The sequence below is a fragment of the Bradyrhizobium centrolobii genome (assembly GCF_001641635.1).
Classification (GTDB): Bacteria; Pseudomonadota; Alphaproteobacteria; order Rhizobiales; family Xanthobacteraceae; genus Bradyrhizobium; species Bradyrhizobium centrolobii.
In genome coordinates this window covers 21396-39697 of record NZ_LUUB01000033.1, presented here as the reverse complement: position 1 = coordinate 39697, position 18302 = coordinate 21396, and the positions used below count along the sequence as shown (strand labels likewise).

General features: G+C 61.9%; 15 protein-coding genes. 6 read left to right on the top strand and 9 right to left on the bottom strand.

Annotated elements, in window-relative coordinates; all coding sequences use genetic code 11:
- The coding region (locus AYJ54_RS06935) for an IS110 family RNA-guided transposase (protein WP_136623502.1) at nt 1-425 on the bottom strand (425 nt) is incomplete at its 3' end.
- A 228-nt stretch (nt 426-653) separates the two neighbouring features.
- Here AYJ54_RS06935 and AYJ54_RS06930 point away from each other — a divergent pair.
- Entirely contained in the window at nt 654-1574 is a 921-nt protein-coding gene (locus AYJ54_RS06930; RefSeq protein ID WP_082905518.1) for an ankyrin repeat domain-containing protein, read from the top strand.
- 137 nt (nt 1575-1711) lie between these two features.
- On the opposite strand, the gene AYJ54_RS06925 is transcribed toward AYJ54_RS06930, so the two are convergent.
- The 3 genes from AYJ54_RS06925 to AYJ54_RS50560 form a co-directional block, all read right to left on the bottom strand.
- Nucleotides 1712-2293, bottom strand: a complete 582-nt coding sequence (locus AYJ54_RS06925) for a c-type cytochrome (protein ID WP_201724144.1) — start codon at nt 2291-2293, stop codon at nt 1712-1714.
- A gap of 80 nt (nt 2294-2373) precedes the next feature.
- Nucleotides 2374-4056 (bottom strand): pyrroloquinoline quinone-dependent dehydrogenase, encoded by a 1683-nt coding sequence (locus AYJ54_RS06920; RefSeq protein ID WP_245328924.1) that lies wholly within the window; start codon nt 4054-4056, stop codon nt 2374-2376.
- Nucleotides 4057-5644: 1588 nt separating this feature from the next.
- Nucleotides 5645-5818 (bottom strand): hypothetical protein, encoded by a 174-nt coding sequence (locus AYJ54_RS50560; RefSeq protein ID WP_161491814.1) that lies wholly within the window; start codon nt 5816-5818, stop codon nt 5645-5647.
- Nucleotides 5819-6684: 866 nt separating this feature from the next.
- Here AYJ54_RS50560 and AYJ54_RS06910 point away from each other — a divergent pair.
- The 4 genes from AYJ54_RS06910 (at nt 6685) to AYJ54_RS06895 (ending at nt 12906) form a co-directional block, all read left to right on the top strand.
- Nucleotides 6685-7206: a hypothetical protein gene (locus tag AYJ54_RS06910; RefSeq protein WP_063697706.1), complete on the top strand. Its 522-nt coding sequence runs from the start codon at nt 6685-6687 to the stop codon at nt 7204-7206.
- A gap of 15 nt (nt 7207-7221) precedes the next feature.
- On the top strand, nt 7222-8781 hold the full coding sequence (locus AYJ54_RS06905; RefSeq protein WP_063697704.1) for a GMC family oxidoreductase: 1560 nt from the start codon (nt 7222-7224) through the stop codon (nt 8779-8781).
- A 188-nt stretch (nt 8782-8969) separates the two neighbouring features.
- Nucleotides 8970-12179: an alpha/beta fold hydrolase gene (locus AYJ54_RS06900; RefSeq protein WP_063697702.1), complete on the top strand. Its 3210-nt coding sequence runs from the start codon at nt 8970-8972 to the stop codon at nt 12177-12179.
- 73 nt (nt 12180-12252) lie between these two features.
- Nucleotides 12253-12906 (top strand): tetratricopeptide repeat protein, encoded by a 654-nt coding sequence (locus tag AYJ54_RS06895; RefSeq protein ID WP_136623500.1) that lies wholly within the window; start codon nt 12253-12255, stop codon nt 12904-12906.
- A 42-nt stretch (nt 12907-12948) separates the two neighbouring features.
- Here the strand turns inward: AYJ54_RS06895 and AYJ54_RS06890 are convergent, their stop codons facing one another.
- From AYJ54_RS06890 to AYJ54_RS53905, 5 genes are all read right to left on the bottom strand, one after another.
- Nucleotides 12949-13467, bottom strand: coding sequence for a hypothetical protein (locus AYJ54_RS06890; RefSeq protein ID WP_063697698.1), 519 nt, complete (start codon nt 13465-13467; stop codon nt 12949-12951).
- Complete coding sequence (locus AYJ54_RS06885; protein ID WP_136623499.1) at nt 13464-13919, bottom strand: hypothetical protein; 456 nt, start codon at nt 13917-13919, stop codon at nt 13464-13466. Before AYJ54_RS06885 ends, AYJ54_RS06890 begins: the two co-directional genes overlap by 4 nt.
- 144 nt (nt 13920-14063) lie before the next feature.
- Entirely contained in the window at nt 14064-14837 is a 774-nt protein-coding gene (locus AYJ54_RS06880) for an ATP-binding protein (protein WP_063697694.1), read from the bottom strand.
- Between the two features lie 150 nt (nt 14838-14987).
- Nucleotides 14988-16232, bottom strand: coding sequence for an adenylate/guanylate cyclase domain-containing protein (locus AYJ54_RS06875; protein WP_063697693.1), 1245 nt, complete (start codon nt 16230-16232; stop codon nt 14988-14990).
- Nucleotides 16138-16362, bottom strand: coding sequence for a zinc ribbon domain-containing protein (locus AYJ54_RS53905; RefSeq protein WP_082905519.1), 225 nt, complete (start codon nt 16360-16362; stop codon nt 16138-16140). Before AYJ54_RS53905 ends, AYJ54_RS06875 begins: the two co-directional genes overlap by 95 nt.
- Here AYJ54_RS53905 and AYJ54_RS06870 point away from each other — a divergent pair.
- Nucleotides 16326-16811 (top strand): cupin domain-containing protein, encoded by a 486-nt coding sequence (locus AYJ54_RS06870; protein WP_063697691.1) that lies wholly within the window; start codon nt 16326-16328, stop codon nt 16809-16811. The genes AYJ54_RS53905 and AYJ54_RS06870 overlap by 37 nt on opposite strands.
- Nucleotides 16812-18302: the final 1491 nt, after the last annotated feature.

The following is an 18302-nucleotide window of genomic DNA, read 5'->3' as shown; positions in this document are numbered from 1 at the left end:
GCGCGGATTGAATTGATGACGGCAGTCTGCTGGCGGATGAACAGATGGCGCGCTCGATGAAGCATCAGACAGCTCTGTTGCTCGACCGTCTTGGTCGGCAAGAACCGCATGTTGGGTCTCGTGACCGCCTCGCAAATCGCCTCCGCGTCCGTGGTGTCGTTCTTCTGTCGCTTGACGTAGGGCTTCACGTAGGCCGGAGGCATCAACCGCACCGCGTGCCCCAATGTCTCCAGCTCACGGGACCAGTAGTGCGATGACGCGCAAGCCTCGATCCCCACCAGACATGGCGGCAGCTTCTGGAAAAATGCCAGGACGTGCTGGCGCCTCAACTGGCGGCGTATGACCGTGTGGCCAGCTGCATCAACACCATGCACTTGAAAGATCGACTTCGCGATATCCAGACCGATTGTCGAAATTGACGGCATAGCTTGCTCCTCCGAATCGTGGGAGCCTCAAACGGCGCCCACTCCTTGGCACTCTCGTGCCGGTGGTGGAGCCGTCCACAGCATCAACAGCGGAAGTTGCTTCGCTTGTCACCTGATACGGTTATGATTCTGGCGCTGGGCGAGCGGCTTGAATGGGCCGGGCAGGTTGGCATGATCATTCCGCTGTGTCATCTTGCATAAAAAAAGCTGTGCAGGGAGGGGACTATCTTGTACCGGCATGTTCTGTTTCTATGCTCGGGCGTAATCGCTGTACTGAGCGCTGCGTTGGTTGCTCGCGCCGCCGACTCCGAACGATGCCAGGAGCTGGGTGCCCGGTTTCGAGTCGAAAGAGCGCAAATAAGCGCCATCGAGGTATCGCTCGTTCTGTTTTCGGCGGCGGACGAAAATTGTACCAGCTTGGCCACTGAACTGCTGGACGGTGGTGCCTCAGTCGACGCGCGCGACCGGTTCGGCGCACGGCCCCTTAGCCACGCGGCGCGGAATGGCCACCTGGAGATGATCGACCTGCTGCTCGCGCGTGGCGCCCCGATCAATGCTCGCAATCTGGCCGGGGCGACTGCGCTATACTTTGCAGCCGAACGAGGCCGTGTCGCAGTTGCGCAACGGCTTATCGAGCGGGGAGCTGATCTCAAGCTGACCGGGCGCAGCGGCATCTCGCCAGTTGCGGCAGCAGCCTATGCCGGCAGCGATGCCATCGTTGAAATGCTGCTCGCGCATGGCGCCGACGAGCGCGCGCCTGACGAGACGGGGAAGCCGCCAATCGTCTATGCGGCGGCTCGGGCCAAGCTCGACATTGTGAAGCGGCTGCTCGCCCGAAACATCGAGGTCAATGCCCGCTACGCGAACGATCTCACTCTCTTGATGTGGGCTGTGGGCGCGGATGAAAAGGTCGCTGAAGCGGACGCGCTCAAGGTCGTGGCCCATTTGCTGGACGTTGGTGCTCACATCGATGACCGGGACTCACGCGGCCGGACTGCTCTCATGATTGCCGCGGAGGGTGGCCGTGCCGAGATCGTCAATTTGCTGCTTGCACGCGGAGCTGATGCTTCGCTGAAGGACAATGCCGGCAACCGCGCCGCAGATCTCACCACCGTGTCGTTGCTGCGGGAGCGGCTCAAGGTGCCGTGAGGGCACCAAACCGCGCTGTCAGGCTAAAGCGGGATGAGTTCTACTTGAACCAGTCCGTCCGCGAATTCGGTCAATCCCTCCCTTCGGGAGCGGGGACCGCCGCCCGCGGTCGTTAGACTAATCTCACCATGCCCTAACTAAAGGCCGGCCAAATATTCGGCCAGCGCCGCAAGATCGTCGGGAGATGTCGCGCGCATCAGGTCAGTCATGCCGGGATTGTTGCCACGCGCGCGGGTGCGGAAATCGGCGATTGTCTTGGCGAGATACTCCTGGCTCTGCCCAGCCAGCCGCGGTGTCGTGCCATCCCCCTGAAATTGCTCGAGATGACAGCCGGTGCAGCCCACCGAGTGCTCGGCGCTGAGCGCCCGCTGTGCAACATGCTTTGGCGACCGCGGCTGGCCCAGGTTGGGCCACGGCTTTTTCGCGAAATACTCTGCGATCGCCCGCATGTCGTCCTTCTCGAAGGACGACACGATCGGCTGCATAGTCTCATTCTTGCGGTCACCGCGTTTGTAGTCGCGCAGCTGGATGTAAATGTAGCCAGCTTGCTGTCCCCAGATAACGGGAATCGTCTTGTCTTTCGGTTTGCCATCTTGGCCGTGACAGCCGGCGCAGACCTCGACCTTTTCGGCTATGCTTTGCGCAAGGGCGGGGGCTACGCTCAATAATGCCCCGAAGATGATCCCGCGCGAGATCATCGAGATCAAATTCCTGACCATCGATTCCCTTCAGTGTGGCCTGACAGAAGGGGGGCCGCAATCGGCCCCGCTTTGGTGATCACGACGTGATACCCGTGCTTTCAATCGAGCGTAAAGGCGATGATGTTGTTGCCACGCCTGAAGTTCACCTGGGTGTTGCCGCCCGCGCCGACCACAATGTATTGCTTGCCTCCCACCATATAGCTGGACGGTGGTGCATTGACGCCCGCACCAGCGCGGAAGCTCCACAATTCCTTGCCGGTGGACGAGTTGTAGGCGGCGAACTTGCCGTTGCCTTCGCCAGCAAAGACCAGGCCGCCCGCGGTGGCGAGAATGCCGCCGATCATGGGCTCCGGGGTCTTCACCTGCCATTTGATCTTGCCAGTGTTGTAGTTGACGGCGGTGATATTGCCCGACTGTTTTTCACCCGGAATGGCCGTGAAAGCGCCACCAAGCCAGAGCTTGCCATTCGGGTAGGGCGAGTTCTCGACCCGGTAGTGCATGGGCTGGTGCAGATTGATGGCATAGGCGAGATCCTGTCCGGGGTCGGTGGCGATCGGCGACCATTCAACGCCGCCATTTGCGCCGGGAAGCATGCGCGCGCCCTCTTTTGTCGGCAGGGTCCACATATTTTCTTGCGGCACCATCGCCTCGGAGAACCGGATCAGGCTGCAATCCTTCCGGTCGTGAACATAGATGTGACCGGTCTTGCCGGCATGGATCACGCCCGGAATGGTCTTGCCACTCTTGTCCTTCACATCCACCAGCACCGGCGGGCTGGCGGCGTCGAGATCCCACACATCGTGGGCAATGTACTGGAAGTGGCAGACGAATTTCCCGGTGTCGAGGTCGAGCGATACCAGCGAGTCGGTATAGAGGTTGTCGCCGGGACGCGGCGCGCCGTCGAGGTCGGGAGATGGGTTGCCGACCACGAAGTAGATGCGGTTCGTGGCGAGATCGACGGCGGGATTCTGCCAGACGCCGCCGCCCAGCCTCTTGTAGGGGTCGCCGATCTTGGCGAGCTGGTCCTTTTCGGCCTGGATATCACGATGCATGTCGCGTCCGGTGGCGTCCTTGGTCGCCCAGACGCCGACGGTATTCTCCGGGATGGTGTCGAAATTCCAGACGAGTTTGCCCGTCTTCGCATCGTAGGCCCTGACGAAGCCGCGGATGCCATATTCGCCGCCGTTGGTGCCGATCAAAACCTTGTCCTTGACAACCGTCGGAGCCATGGTCTCGCTGTAACCGAGTTCGGGATCGGCGATATCGGTGTTCCAGACAACGTCGCCCGTCTTTGCGTTCAGTGCCAGCAGCTTGGCGTCCAGCGTGGCCAGGTAAACCTTGTCACCGAGAACCTGGACGCCACGATTGTTGGGACCGCAGCAGTAAGTCGTTACAGGCCCCATCTTGTGACTATAGTGCCAGAGCTGTTCGCCCGTCTTGGCGTCGATCGCGTAGACATGGCTGAAGGATGTTGTCACATACATCACTCCATCCACCACAATGGGCGATGTTTCCAGGGATTCCTTGACCTGGGTCTGGAAGATCCAGGCGACGTGCAGGTTCTTCACATTGTCGCGGTTGATCTGCTTTGCAGGGTAAAAGCGCGTCTGAGCGTAGTTGCCGTTGGTCAGCAGAAAGTTCGTTGTGTTCTTGTCTGCCGTGTTGAGCTGATCCTGAGTGACTGGAGAAATCTTCGCCTCGCGTGGAGGCGACCACTGATCGGGGTTGACGACTTCTTGCGCATGACTTGATGCTGCGAGCGTGCAGCCCAGGCCGAACAACGTGGCGCATGCAATAGAATATCTATCCATGGTTTCCGCCCCATATCATTTGAATTAATAGAACCGGCGCCAACGCGCCGGTGTCTTGAACTCTGATCTGACGAAACCCGTTTGACAAGAACAAAGCTCGAAACAAAAGCGCCATGCGAGCGCCCAAGCCGTTCCTGTTCGCGACCGCAGGAGCAGAGTGCGGTGCAGCACGCTATCTCAGAAATCGTTCGGTCGGTATGGAGCGTAGCGGTCGCAATCTTCGCAGCCCGATCCGATGCGGTGCGGCACGACATGTATAGCTGGGGACGCCGGCTCAGAGCGGCTGCGGCTGGCTGTACGGTTCGCGTCGCAAAGGGCAGTCGCTTGGCTGGGAAGAATTAGTAACGCTGACACGGCTGCGACACCGACAAGCGTGACGGACTCGGGTGATTCATAGCTTCCCGAAGTTCAGGTCTCGCATCGTAGGAGCCCAAGATGGCACACGGGAAGCGGTCTGTGAGTTCGGCCAAATTTCGTCGCACAAGCCGCCGATTTCGCCTTAGGGTCAAAATGCGAAGAACTCAAGGTGAAGCGCGGTAGGGATGGTCATTGCTGACCGCCCCCCGCCCAAATCCGTGCAGGCGGAATTCCCGCACACGGCTCCTGCCTTGGGTGCATGACGGCGAAGCGCTTGTCAGGATACGGGTGAAGGATACGCGGTTGGGGGAGCCAGTCGGCGGCTAGCCTTTGCATTCGTTGCCATGAGAAGCGGTCCTTCTGGCCGCGCCGCGCCCTTGGCTCCACCGGCTCCGCTGCGGTCGGGACCGCTTTGTTCGTCGGCTTCACAGCTACTATGGCAGAGTCTGACTTCTCGCGACCGTGCATCATCGGCTACGGCCCCTCGCCTTCCCGATGCGGACCGACGGCTGTTGCCGAGCGGTCGATCGCGAGATCTCCCGGTTCCCGTGCAAGGAGCGTCTGCACATGCCAGAGTCTCTGACCACGCCGGGTCGTCCTGGCGCTCGCGATAACGCGCCTGGACGTGCTGCCTTCCGCTATTTGCACGGCGTCGGCACCCGGAATAGGACTCTTTCGCGGCTCGATGGCTGGCCTATGCGCCCCCCCCTGTCAACGCTTCGCCGAAACCCTCGCGGGCAACTGCGCATGACTCGGGGCCGATGTGGATCGGTCGGGTAGGATCGAGGCGCGGAGCGGGATTCGAATGATGCCGACGTTTCCTCGATCCCCCCTATCATTCCGTACGGAAGGCTGGCTTTTCAGATGGCGCCTTTCTGGCTTTCACGCGCTTAAGTCTGCTCCCGACATTCGCGACGTGTTGGCCAGTTTGCATCCACCCTTCGTACACCTCGTGATCCAACGGTTATCCCGTACTGAGCCGGGACGCGGATTCGATCGTGCACCGCCATGAAGTGGGATCACCACAACCCCAGGGGTCCTCGCTCTTGCCCGAGTTATGCTGTCTCGAGCCGTCATTACTTATTCGACCCCATCCGCCCCACTCGTGGGCACATCGCATTTTCACCGCATGGCGGCTTATACGCGATGCCTTCGCTGTGCGGGAGCGCCGAGGCGACCCGCGAGGGGTTCCGGGCTTTTGCTATCCATTCTGTCCTGGCATACCGTCCTCGCCGACCCCGGGGAGTTCGATCATCGTCAGTTCCAGCGCGGCGATGTCGACGTGGCCTTCGCCGAGAGTAGACCGGCTCGGCACTCCCAAGACTCCCGCAATCCGTTTCACGCGGGCGATGACTTTCGTGGCTTCCTGGTTCACGCATTTGCTACGGTCTGCCAGTTTGCTCGCCCCCTGCACGGATCTGACCGGTTGCCCAGCCAGCGGGGCTTTTACATCCAGGCTTCTAGCAGGTTGGTCGCCCTTCCTGCTGCTGGATATAACTACAACAGCGACTGGACTCCTCTGTTGGCGGGACTCTCATCCGCTAGAATGGCAGCTAGCCTCGCTGCACCTACTCCTTCACCGCAAAGGACTTGCACTCTCTACTCCTTGCCGGTCTCCCGGCGCATCGCAGAGTCCGCTTTACCCCCGTGTCCGGACCTCAACGAGGCGTGCGACCACTTCGCTGATGGGCCATGAACGGACTCACGCACCGCAGCAATTAGGCTTCATTCGATCGCCTTGTTGAGTCGACCGTACTGCTGACTGGTTTGGTCGGTCGCAACCTGCTGATCGACGGCCGCCCGATGCTCGGCATCCTGAACGAACAGGCCACCTTTGGCCGTCACGAAGAACGGCCGCTGTCCGGTGCTCGCCGGCTTGTTCGATGCTCGGCGACAGCGGAAGGCAATGTCGTAGCCAACGCGGCGCCAACTCCGCCAAGAGCCACGGCTTCCAGGATTGGTCGGCGGTTCATGCGCGTTCTCCTTTCGATGTTTTCACGGAGGCATCAGGTTGAACCCCGACGCTGATGCTTCGGGCCGTGGTCCTATGCGATTTGAGTGCGAGGTGCCGTCTCGCCACGTGCAGCCATGTCAGGACTGCTGCCTTATGGGCGCGGTCCAGTTGGTTCGCAGAACCGGTTTGCTTCAAATTATTCAAGGGCAGGCTTAAAGTGTTCGGACGGCCCAATCATCGCAACGTTGATACGGCTCAGCGAGCGGGCCTTATGAGGGAGGAATCCGATGAAGGCACATGCGCTTAGCCGCAGGGATTTCCTGTGCAGCACCAGTTTCGTCGCCGTGGGACTGGCGACGGGTGGCTCCATGATCCTCGCCCCGGACTATGCCTGGGCGTTGTCCACCACTGCCGTGGACTCGCACACCGCGCAGACGCTGCTCGTCATGGCGCGTCAGTTGTTTCCGCACGACCGGTTGGGCGATCAGTACTACGCCACCGTGGTCGAGGCCGTCGACAAGCAGGCGACGAGCGACGCGGCGCTGCGCAAGCTTCTCACGGACGGTGTCGCGCGGCTCGATGGTGCGCGCGGCATTGCGTGGGTCCAGCTCAGCAACGGCGCCCGCAACGCGGTGCTCAAGACAGAGGAGGCCGGCGAGTTCTTCTCCACCGTGCGCACGGCAACCATCAACAACCTCTACACCAATCCGTTGGTCTACCGCTTCTTCGGTTTCGAAGGATCGTCGGTCGAGCACGGCGGCTACATCGACCGCGGCTTCGACGACATCGGCTGGCTCCCCAACGCGTGACCGGAGGATGGATCAATGGCCAAGACGTTTGATCTGAACGATGACTCGGTTGTTGTGGTGGTCGGCTCCGGCGCGGGCGGCGGGACGCTGTCCAACGAGCTCGTCCAGCGCGGCATCAATGTGGTGTGTCTAGAGGCGGGGCCGCGGCTCGGCCTCACCGACATCATCAACGACAACGGCGCCATGTTCAACCGCCTGAGCTGGCTCGACAAGCGCATCGGCACGGGCGATCTGAACGCGACATTGCCGCTCTGGGTCTGCAAGACCGTGGGGGGAACGACCGTGCATTGGGCGGGCGCCTCGCTGCGCTTCCAGGAGCACGAGTTCCGCGCGCGCACCGTGTACGGCAATATGCCCGGCGCCAATCTTCTCGACTGGCCGATCACGCTGCAGGAGCTCGAGCCTTTCTATGCACGAGCCGAGGACAAGCTCGGCGTCACCGGCACGAGCGAGATCCCGCGCCTGCCCGGGAACAACAATTTCAAGGTGATGGCGGCCGGCGCTAAGCGGGTGGGATACAAGCAGGTCCACACCGGAAACATGGCGATCAATTCGCAGCCGCGTGACGGTCGGCCGGCCTGTCATCAGATCGGCTTTTGCATGTCCGGCTGCGCCATCGGCGCCAAATGGTCGACGCTCTACACCGAGATACCGGAGGCGGAGAGTACGGGCCGTTTCGAGATCCGCCCCGACAGCATGGTAGTCAAGATCAACCACGACAACAGCGGCAAAGTCACGGGCGTCATGTACGCCGACAAGGCCGGAGCCCTGCAAGAGCAGAAGGCGCGCGTCGTCTGCGTTGCCGGCAATTCGGTCGAGACCCCAAGGCTCCTGCTCAATTCGCAGTCGTCGAAGTTCCCGAACGGGCTCGCCAACTCCTCGGGCCAGGTCGGACGCAACTACATGCGGCACATGACGGGCACGGTCTATGCCATCATGCCCGGGCGGGTGAATTTCGACCGCGGCACCCAAATGGCGGGGATCATCAAGGACGAGTCGCGGCATGATCCCTCGCGCGGCTTCGCCGGCGGATACGAGATGGAGACCTTGCCTGGCTTCGGGCTCGCCGGCGTAGCGTCCAACACTGTTGCGGGCGCTTGGGGTCTCGAATACGCAAAGGTCATCGAGATGTACGATCATTTCGCCGGCATGTGGCTCGTCGGCGAGGATCTGCCGCAGGCGGGCAATGGCGTTGCTCTGCATCCCACCGAAAAGGACAAGCACGGGATGCCGGTACCGGTGGTGCACTTCAAAGACCACGCCAACGACGTCGCCATGCGCAACCATGCCTACAAGGCCGGAACGGCGGTCTACGAATCGCTCGGCGCCACGCGGGTATTCGAGCTGCCGCCATTCCCCAGCACTCACAACATGGGCACCTGCCGCCAGAGCGAGAAGGCGCAAGACGGCGTCTGCAACAAGTACGGCCAGACCCACGATGTCGCCAATTTGTTCATCTCGGACGGCAGCCAGTTCACGACCGGCGGAGCCGAGAACCCGACGCTGACTATCGTGGCGCTCGCGATCCGGCAAGCCGACTACCTGGCCGACCAGTTGAGCAAGAACCAGATGTAGGACACACGCGCGGCGAGCCCGGTGCATCGCGGAGCGGTCGCATCTGGCGATGAAGAGCAGCAAATTCCTCCCTCCCCGCGAAGCGGCGGTTACCGACAAGCGCGGGGAGGGGGGATGGTGTGGTGCTGCAGGCTGCGGTAGACTGCCGCTGCGACTAAGGACCCGACCCTCTCCTGCGGGAGGTCGATATGGACATAGCGGATTGGCTACGCCGCCTTGGGTTGGACCAGTACGAGCGCGCATTTCGCGACAACGACGTAGACCCGGAGACGCTGCCCAGCTTGACCGCAGACGATTTGCGTGAGCTCGGCGTCACATCACTGGGGCACCGCAAGAAGCTCCTCTCGGCGATCGCCACCTTATCCCCGAAGACTGACAGAGACGTAAGCGGCGATCGCGCGCCGCCGCTACCGGAAGTCAGCGCTTCACCGGCTGCGATGAAGACGGGACGCGCCGAGCGCCGCCATCTGACGGTGATGTTCGCTGACCTCGTCGGGTCTACTGCTCTCTCGGTGCGTCTGGATCCGGAGGACATGAGGGAGATTCTTGCGACCTACCACCAGACGGTTGCAGCGTCGGTGGCCCGCTTCGAGGGATACATCGCGAGATTCATGGGCGACGGCGTGCTGGTCTATTTCGGCTGGCCACAGGCACATGAGGACGCGGCCGAACGTGCCGTGCGCGCCGGACTTGCGATTGTGGCAGCCGTAGAGCGGCTAGAGCAACCAGGCGGCGCTCTTTCAGCGCGCGTCGGGATCGCGACCGGGCTGGTCGTGGTTGGCGACTTCATCGTGGAAGGAGCAACCAAGGAAGAGGACGTAGTCGGTGTGACACCCAACCTGGCAGCGCGTTTGGAGCAGCTCGCGGAACCCGGTGCCGTGGTGATCTCCGAGAGCACGCGGCATCTTCTTGGAAGCTGGTTCACAATCACCGATCTGGGCCCGCAACATATCCGCGGGTTCGAAGCCCCAATACCGGCGTTCCGCGTTCTTGGCGAAACGGCAGCCGAGGGTCGGTTCGAGGCCCTGCGACGCGCCGATGTTGGCGCCCTGATCGGCCGGGAACACGAACTCGCTCTCCTCCTCGATCGCTGGGAGTTGGCCAAAAGTGGCGAGGGTCAAGTCGTGCTGCTGTCCGGCGAAGCTGGCATCGGCAAGTCCCGGATTGTCCTCGCACTACGTGAGCGTCTCCGAAACGAACCTCGGTTCCGGATTGGGTATTACTGTTCGCCCCATCATGTGAACAGCACGCTCTGGCCGGTGGTCGCCCAGCTCCAGCGGGCGGCAGGGCATCTCCGTGAGGACGCGCCCTTATTGAAGCTCGAGAAGCTGGAGCGGCTTCTCGGCCAAGCTGGCGAGTTTGGGGAGGACGCGGCGCCGCTGCTCGCCGAGTTGATCGGGCTGCCGCTCGAGGGAGGCTCCGCGGCGCCAGGAGGTACGCCGCAGGAGAAGAAGGCGCGGCTCTTTGGCATTCTCTTGGCACAGATGGAGCGGCTTGCGCGCCGGCTGCCGATGCTCGTGGTCCTGGAGGACGCGCATTGGCTTGACCCGACGTCGGCGGAGTGGTTCGAACGAGTGGTAGACAGGATCCGGGTTCTGCCGATCCTTCTCGTCGCAACGTTGCGGCCGGACGTGCCGACGCCATGGACGAATTTCCCGCACGTCACATTACTTAGCCTCAATCGTCTCGGGCGGCCAGCATCCCGATCGCTCATCCAGATGGCGGCAGGTGAACGGTCGCTGCCGCCAATCGTCATCGAAGCCATTCTCTCTCGCACGGAGGGCGTGCCGCTGTTCGTCGAGGAACTGACGAAAGCGGTCATCGAGTCGGCGATCTGGAAAACAACGGCTGGCCACGGCGATCTCGAGCTCGCCGGCCCACTTCCGCCGCTGGCTATTCCGGCGACGCTGCAGGATTCGCTGATGGTGCGTCTCGATCGCTTAGCTCCGGCACGCGACGTAGCGCAGATCGCCGCCTGTATCGGTCGGGAGTTCGATGAGGACGTCGTCAGGACGGTCGCCGGATGCCCCGAGCCGCAGCTGGCGGCGGCGCTTGTTCAGCTGTGCTGGGCGGGACTTATCCAACGACGTGGGACGCCGCCGCATCATGTGTACAGCTTCAAGCACGCGCTCGTCCGCGATGCCGCCTACGCTACCTTGCTCAAATCGTCCCGTCAGCAGCTGCATGCGCGCATTGCGCAAGCGATCGAGCGCTTGCGGCCAGAGATCGCGATGGCTCAGCCCGAAATCGTCGCTCATCATCTCATCGAAGCCGGCTTGCCCGACCAGGCGGCAACTTATCTTCTGGCCGCGGGTCGGCTGGCCAAGGCACGGCACGCCGTCACAGAGGCGGTCTCCCAGCTTGAGACGTGCCTGCGGCTCAGGGCCGGTCCCCAGCGCGATGCGGCACCGCCCACCCGGCGCATCGAGCGCGAATGCCTCCTAATGCTGGGCGACCTGGCCGGTGTTGATGACGACCTGGATCGAGCGAACACCTACTACGAGCGCGCCGTGGCGCTCGGCGAGACTGACGCCGACCGCGACCGCGCGCGCAACTGCATTCACCGCGCAAGCTACGCGGTGCGGGACGGCGCACGGCTCGTCTTCTACGAGCATGGCAGCGGCGAGCCGGCCATCGTATTCATTAATCCGGTTGTATACGGGCTGGCGACGTTTGAGCCGATTCTAGAGCAGCTTTGCCAGGAATTCCGTGTCATCACGGTCGACTGCCGGGGTGCTGGACGATCTGACCCTCTGGTGCGTCCTTACTCGATCCTCCAACACATGGAGGACCTTCGGGCGATCATCCAAGAGGCCGCTGCCGCCCCGATCGTCGGCGTCGGCGTATCGCGCGGCTCCAACCTGCTCATCCAGCTCGCGCATAAGCACCGGGAGCTCGTTGGAAAGATCATGACGGTGGGCACGCCGTTGATCGGAGCGGACGGGCGACCGGTCCTTAACCCGGACTACATGGCCCTTCGTGAGGACGCTTATCGCCGGGGTGGCGCTGTTGAGGAATTGGTTCGTTTGCACACTCGGTACGTCTTCAGCGAGCCAGATACCGATGAGCTGCGGCGGATGGCCTGCGAGCGCGTCTGCAGGTTGCCAATCGAGACGATCCTCAGCTTCTTCGATCCGGATCCGGGCATGGACATTGCGCCGCTGCTCGAATCGATCGCCGTCCCCACGCTCGTCGCCCACGGCCGAGAAGACCAGCTCGTCACCTGCGCCGCAAGCGAATTCATCGCCTCCCGCATTTCTGGAGCGCAGCTCTATATGTTTGACGGCAAGGGGCACAACCCTATGTTCTCGGCCACGGACGAATTCTGCGAAGTGCTTCGCAACTTCATTCGCACGGGACGTGCGGAAAGAACGTTTCGAGGATCGCGGGCAGCGTGAAACAAAAACTCTGGGCAGCTCGCTGCGGGCCAGGCGTCGGCTGAGGGGCGCCTTGGCTGGCAGAGTTGACGCCGTGCACTTGAAGGATAGATACGGCGAGATCGAGACCAACGCGCGCGACACTCATGGCGAACCTCCTGACGCTGCCCGTGTTGGCCGACCCATAACCAAGGCGCTATCCCTCGCGCCGAACCACGCGCTGGCCCACTTGGTTTTCGGCTTAGTGCAAATATTTACGAAACGCGCAGTTCAGGGCATCGCTAAATGCGAGCAGGCATTGACGCTGGATCGCAATTTGGCCCGCGCTCATGCTGCTATCGGCCTAGCCAAGTTTTTTCTTGGTCGAGGCGCAGAAACCGAATTTTACACCAACGAGGCATTCCGGCTTTCTCCTCGCGATACCTTGGCTCATCGATGGAGGGTATGGGTCGGCCTTGCCAAGGCGCAGCTCGGTGCCGATGACGAAGCAGCCATCTGGATGCATCGGGGCCTCGACGCAAACCGGAATTATTCCGTAACGCATTTCGATGTCGCGGCCGCACTCGCGCGGCTCGCAAAGCTGGACGAAGCGCGAGCTGCGGTGAATGCGGGACTTGCGCTCGATCCACGTTTCACCATACGGCGCTACCGTGACGCTACCTGTGCAAACAGCGACAATCCGACGTACCGTGCCGGACGCGAACGCCTCATTGAGGGCCTGCGCCTAGCCGGGGTGCCTGACGGCTGATGTCCGAGTTGACCCTGCACAAGAGGCGATATGCTGGCCGATTTACGTCAGTTCGTCGAGCAATGCCTTTGCGGCTCTTAGGTCGGCAGTTTCGAAGCCCTCAGTGAACCAGCTAAAGGTTGAAGTGAGCAACGCGCGGGCGTCATTGCGCCGCCCTTGATCGCACCACAGGTGCGCGATGTTCAGAACTGCGCGAAGCTCGAGCGACTTGGCGCCCTGCGCACGGGTTATTGCTATAGCCCGCGCAAAGCAGGCTTCGATCTCAGGGGCCGATGCGCCGTGCACCCGCATAAGCTCTCCCTCGATGCGGGCGAGTTCCCCCTCCCACATGTGTTCCTCACTTCTCGCGACGAGGTCCTTCGCCTCGGCAACGACGCGCAACCCTCGTTCGGCCTGACCTGCCTGCGCATAGGCTGTAGCGAGCATGCAGAGATACCGGGCTTGATACCAACTAACGCCGAGTGCGGTGCGTTCAGCTGCGTTCTGGCACATGAGTGCAATGCCTGCCTCTGTGGCACCCTGTCGTACCATGGCCCAGCCGCGAAGGATCAGACCATTCACGTGCCAATAGCCCAGGCTGTGCCATCAGCGAGCTCAACGATCCCCTCTGCATGCGCTTGCACGCCCGGGACATCACCGAGCAGTTCGTCCAAGCCAGCACCAGCGAAATTGTGGACGTGCGCAGTCAGGTTTGCTTGATCCAACTCTGCGGCGCATTGGAACGCCGCGGCGCTCGAACGACGCGCTTGTTCGGGAAAACCGAGGACCCAGAGGACCAACGAAAGATAGGTGAGAGCTGAGACTTTCGGGTCGTGAACATAATGCACTGGCTGCGATCGATGCCGGCGCGCGTCATACAGGCGCAGGATCGCCTCGAATTCCGACCGTGCCTCAGGAAACGCTCCGAAGTGCATGGCTGTAATCCCGGCCAAGCGGTGGCTGGCTAGGCGAATTATCGGATCCGGCAGGCGGTTCGCTACCTGCCGGGCCTCTTCGCTCAATCGTCGCATCATGGGATAATCGCCGCGCACGAAGTAGTAGACGAACTCGCCGCTGAGGGTTGCGACGAGGCTCCGCCTCGCCGAGACGCTCGCAGAGAACACGTGCCCGACTATACGCGGCGCCGGTTTGCGGCGCGGAGTAGCCGTGCACGGCAATCAGAGGCGTGCCGATCGCGATTTGATATGCGAGTTCCGTCGGTCCCACTCGGGGCTTTCCGGAAGCGTTCGTAGTGCTTCCAACCCCCGAGTCAGATGCCGGATGGCCTCGAGATTGGCCGAGCGCTGAGCGGCGCGCTCGCCGGCTTTCAGCCAATAGCCGATAGCACGCTCGATCTGGCGAGCTTCCATGAAATGGAACGCCAGAATTTCCGGCTCCCGCGCAACCCGCTCGGGAAAGCATCCCTCCACGGCTTCAGCAATGCGCGCATGCAGCTGTTGCCGATCGCCGTGCAGAAGCGTGCTGTAGGCGACATCCTGCACCAGAGCGTGCTTGAAGGTGTAAACGGACTCCGGCGGCATCCCGCGTTGGAACACGAGTTCAGAAGTCACGAGCCGAGCCAATTCGTGCTGCAGCTCCCGCTCGGTCCCACCGGCAATGGCACTGAGCAACTCATAAGAAAATTTACGGCCTATGGCGGCTCCGGTCTGCGCCACTTGCTTGGCACCAAGTCCAAGCCGATCGAGCCGCGCCATGAGGGACGCCTGTAGTGTCGCGGGCAGAGCAAGCGCTGAAATGGATTTGCTCTTAGGGCCGTGGCGACCCCCATAGTCCTCCAATACAGCTTTAGTCAGCTCCTCGACAAAGAGCGGCACGCCATCTGTGCGATCGACGATCTCTTTCACGGTATAGGCGGGCAAAGCCTTGTCGCCTGCGACCCGCCGCACGAGGATTGCGCCCTGGTGCTGGGCCAGACGGCTGAGGGCAAGCATCGTTACGTGCGACTGTCCCGCCCATAGCTGCTGAAATTCAGGCCGGAAGGTGATCAGTAGGCAGCATTGGTAGCCCCCTCACGCGATCGACTGCTCGATCCAGCAACTCGCGCGAGCTGGGGTCGATCCAGTGCACGTCCTCGTAGATCATCAAGACGGGTGCCGGGCGATGGCTGTGAGCTGCCGAAGCAGCGCCTCGAATGTCTCCTCCTTCTTTCGCTGCGGATCGAGTTCACTTGGCGTATATAGATCGCCGGCGGGGATCTGCAGAAATTCGGCCAGCAGAGTCATCTCCGCGCTTGGCGATGATGTCCGTGTCAGCAGCGCTTCCAGCTTGTGGAACTTGATCTCGGGCGTGTCGTCCCGCTCAAACCCGGCAGCTCTTTCCAGCTGCATGATTGTCGGGTAGAGCGCACTGTCCTGGTGATGTGGCGAACAGAAGTAGCGCAATCGGACGCACGCCCCATCGATCAACCGCTCTTGAAACGCAACGCTCAGGCGCGACTTTCCAATACCCGGTTCGCCGATGAGCAGCACGACCTGTCCTTCCCCTTTCCTGGCCTGTTCCCAGCGCCGGAGTATCAGCTCGATCTCCTGCTCACGTCCGACAAGCGGGGTCAGGGTGGCGGCGGGATGCAGCGCCTCAAACCGGCTATCGACTACGGCTTCACCTCGCACGCGCCACGCGGCCACCGGTGCGGCGAAGCCCTTTAGCTCCAGCTCGCCGAGTTGCTCGTAGTCGAAGCCTCCACCCGTCAACCTGTGCGTCCTCGCGTCGATTATCACATCGCCCGGTTCCGCCAAGGCTTGCAGCCGCGCCGCGAGGTTCGGTGTCTCGCCCACGACACCGCGCTCGTAAGATTCGCCGGCACCAACCAGATCGCCCACAACGACGAGGCCTGTGGCGATGCCGACGCGCACTCTTAGAGTCCCGCCGGGCGCAGCCGGAACCAAACGCGGGATTGCAACAATCTTGAAGCCGGCGCGAACCGCCCGCTCGGCGTCGTCCTCATGCGCTTGCGGGTAGCCGAAGTAGGTCACTACCCCATCGCCCATATACTTGGCGACGAAGCCATCGAAGCGCCCAACCGCCCTCGCAACATCCTTGTGGTACTCGCCGAGCACCTCGCGCAGGTCTTCCGGATCGAGTCGTGATGCAAGCGCCGTTGAGCCGACGAGGTCGCAGAACATGACCGTGAGCTGCCGCCGCTCTGCACCCGCAGGCATCAGGCTGCCCGTCATCGCCCCCGTGGAAGACCGCTCTGAAATGGCGCCGTCGGTCAGAGAGGCACCACAATCCCTACAGAAATCTGTTGTCAGCTGGATTCTCGCGGCCGCAGGCACGACAACGCCGGCCCAGCGGCACCCCGCAGTGCCCGCAGAATCGGCCATCATCACGATTGGCGCTTCCGCAGCTCGGGCATTCCATGCTCGCCAGCCGGGGACTAAAGTCTAGATCATTATGCCGAGAACGGCGAGTATCGCAGGATGGGTGAAACCGTCGGTGCGCTTCCTGAGGGGGCATTCATCGTCCTGCCCGGCGAAGCATCCCGCTACAACAGACAGCAAGGCCGCGAGGGAGATTTCACCGAACTGTTGGCGACGGCTGATGAAACTGGGGGTGTGCGCGGCATCTTTCGTCAAACCATCGCACCCAAGAGCGGCCCTCCTACGCACCTGCACGGAATGGAAGCTGAGCTTTGTTACGTTGTGAGCGGCCAGTTCAACTTCAAACTGGGCGAACGTATTGTGAGCGCGCCCGCCGGGGCCTTTGTCTTCATTCCTCGCGTTACTCCGCACACGTTTCAGAACATCGGGACGGAGCCCGGTGTATTGCTGTTCGGTGTGACGCCCGGTGGTTTCGAAAAGATGTTCGCGGAGCGGCAAGGCGTCGATGCCGACACGAACCAGAAGCTGATGGCAAAGCACCACATGCAAGTCGTGGGGCCGCCTCTTCGGGAGGCTCCCGATTGAGTTGGGATCGACTTCCGCTAAGGGTCCAAAATCGGTAAGTCTCCAATTGAGGACAACGATTCCGCTTCGCCCCGCGAAAGCAGACGTCGGGCAGGCGCTACGCTCTGGCCCCTTAGCTCCGCGGAATAGAGCACGATGGCCCGATCGTCGGAGTCGCGCGTTCGAGCCAGCAGGGGCAACCAGCATGAATGACGAACCGGACAAGCGTACCGGCGCTGCCTTGAAAGCAGATGGCACCTCCTGGGTGGATTGCCGTAAAGCCCTTTCCCCAACCGGCCGATTACAGAAGCGGACAGGGAGCAACGACTTCATGCGTCATCGGAGGCCGTTATAGGGGGGCAAGCGGCCGCGGAGGGCCGGGCCACGGCGGTCGTGGAGTGCCTTCGAAGCACCACGGTCCGAGATGAACACCACCAAACCGGGTAACCGCATAAAAGCATGATCCGGTCGTCTTGGGGAACTCGCTATATGCGCACCAGAATTTGACGACCATGTTTGAGACCGGGATGTGAGGGGGGCATGCAGGGCAGCTGCCAGTGCCGCAGCTTGTCACAACGCTTCGTCCCATTCGTTGCGCTGGGAGTGTCTACATGCATCCCAGATCCCGCACGCAGGATTCATTGGGGCCGAATGTGCCCTCATTGCCACCACCACCTCCTCCACCACCAACTCCTCCTCGTCCTCCTCCACCTCTGTCTGCAATCCCACTGTCGGTCGGCCCCCCGAGCGGTCCCGTCGAAGGTGTGTCTACAACGGGTGGTGGTGTTGGTGGTGGCTGATCTGCTGGAGGCTGATCTGCTGGAGGCTGATCTGGTGGAGGCTGATTCGGTTGCGGCGTAATTCCGCCACCTTCAGCTCCAGGCTCCGGGGGAGGAAGCTTCTCGGGGATCCTATGCGATGTCATGAAGACCACAGTCGGCTGGCCGTTCGCATCCGACCGAAAGCGGAGTGAATAGAAGTAACCCGCTTCGAAAAAGACGCCCGCCGCGACGATCAAGAGGACCGCACTCAGAAGCACTTTTGGCCTCATGATTGCACCTCGCCTGTCTCACGCAGTTTACATCCTGTGCGTTGCCATCGGCAACGTTGAGTTCGGCTCCGCATCGTGAGCAGGACCCCGGTCATCCCGCGCCCCGGCGCTGCGGATCGAGCCCGCCGCTGTCCGCCACCTTGGAGAGTCAACCGGACCAGCGCGCCGGCACGGCTTCGAACACCGATGGGACCTCACGGTCTGAGGAGCATGTCCTCGGCATGGGTCCCTTATCGGCAAAACCGATCCAAGTCGTTAGCTATGACTAAAGATCTCCGACACTGCTACTCGAAAGTGGGAGGGCGAGGGGTGGCGCGCCCTACCCACGGGAACGCTCTTGGCGGACGCCGGAGCTGCACAATCCCTCCGCTCCGCGCGCTAAGGGCACACCCCTCCCTCAGCGCGGTCAAATGCGGAGTTCGCGTTATGCTCCCAAACGGAGCATCGTCAATAATGCGAAT

Bases quoted from the DNA above. Each gene is read 5' to 3' on its own strand.
- AYJ54_RS06925 (WP_201724144.1), bottom strand. From the start codon at position 2,293: ATGGTCAGGAATTTGATCTCGATGATCTCGCGCGGGATCATCTTCGGG.
- AYJ54_RS06910 (WP_063697706.1), top strand. From the start codon at position 6,685: ATGAAGGCACATGCGCTTAGCCGCAGGGATTTCCTGTGCAGCACCAGT.
- AYJ54_RS06905 (WP_063697704.1), top strand. From the start codon at position 7,222: ATGGCCAAGACGTTTGATCTGAACGATGACTCGGTTGTTGTGGTGGTC.
- AYJ54_RS06900 (WP_063697702.1), top strand. From the start codon at position 8,970: ATGGACATAGCGGATTGGCTACGCCGCCTTGGGTTGGACCAGTACGAG.
- AYJ54_RS06885 (WP_136623499.1), bottom strand. From the start codon at position 13,919: ATGATGCGACGATTGAGCGAAGAGGCCCGGCAGGTAGCGAACCGCCTG.
- AYJ54_RS06880 (WP_063697694.1), bottom strand. From the start codon at position 14,837: ATGCTTGCCCTCAGCCGTCTGGCCCAGCACCAGGGCGCAATCCTCGTG.
- AYJ54_RS06875 (WP_063697693.1), bottom strand. From the start codon at position 16,232: ATGATGGCCGATTCTGCGGGCACTGCGGGGTGCCGCTGGGCCGGCGTT.
- AYJ54_RS06870 (WP_063697691.1), top strand. From the start codon at position 16,326: ATGGGTGAAACCGTCGGTGCGCTTCCTGAGGGGGCATTCATCGTCCTG.
- AYJ54_RS53905 (WP_082905519.1), bottom strand. From the start codon at position 16,362: ATGCCCCCTCAGGAAGCGCACCGACGGTTTCACCCATCCTGCGATACT.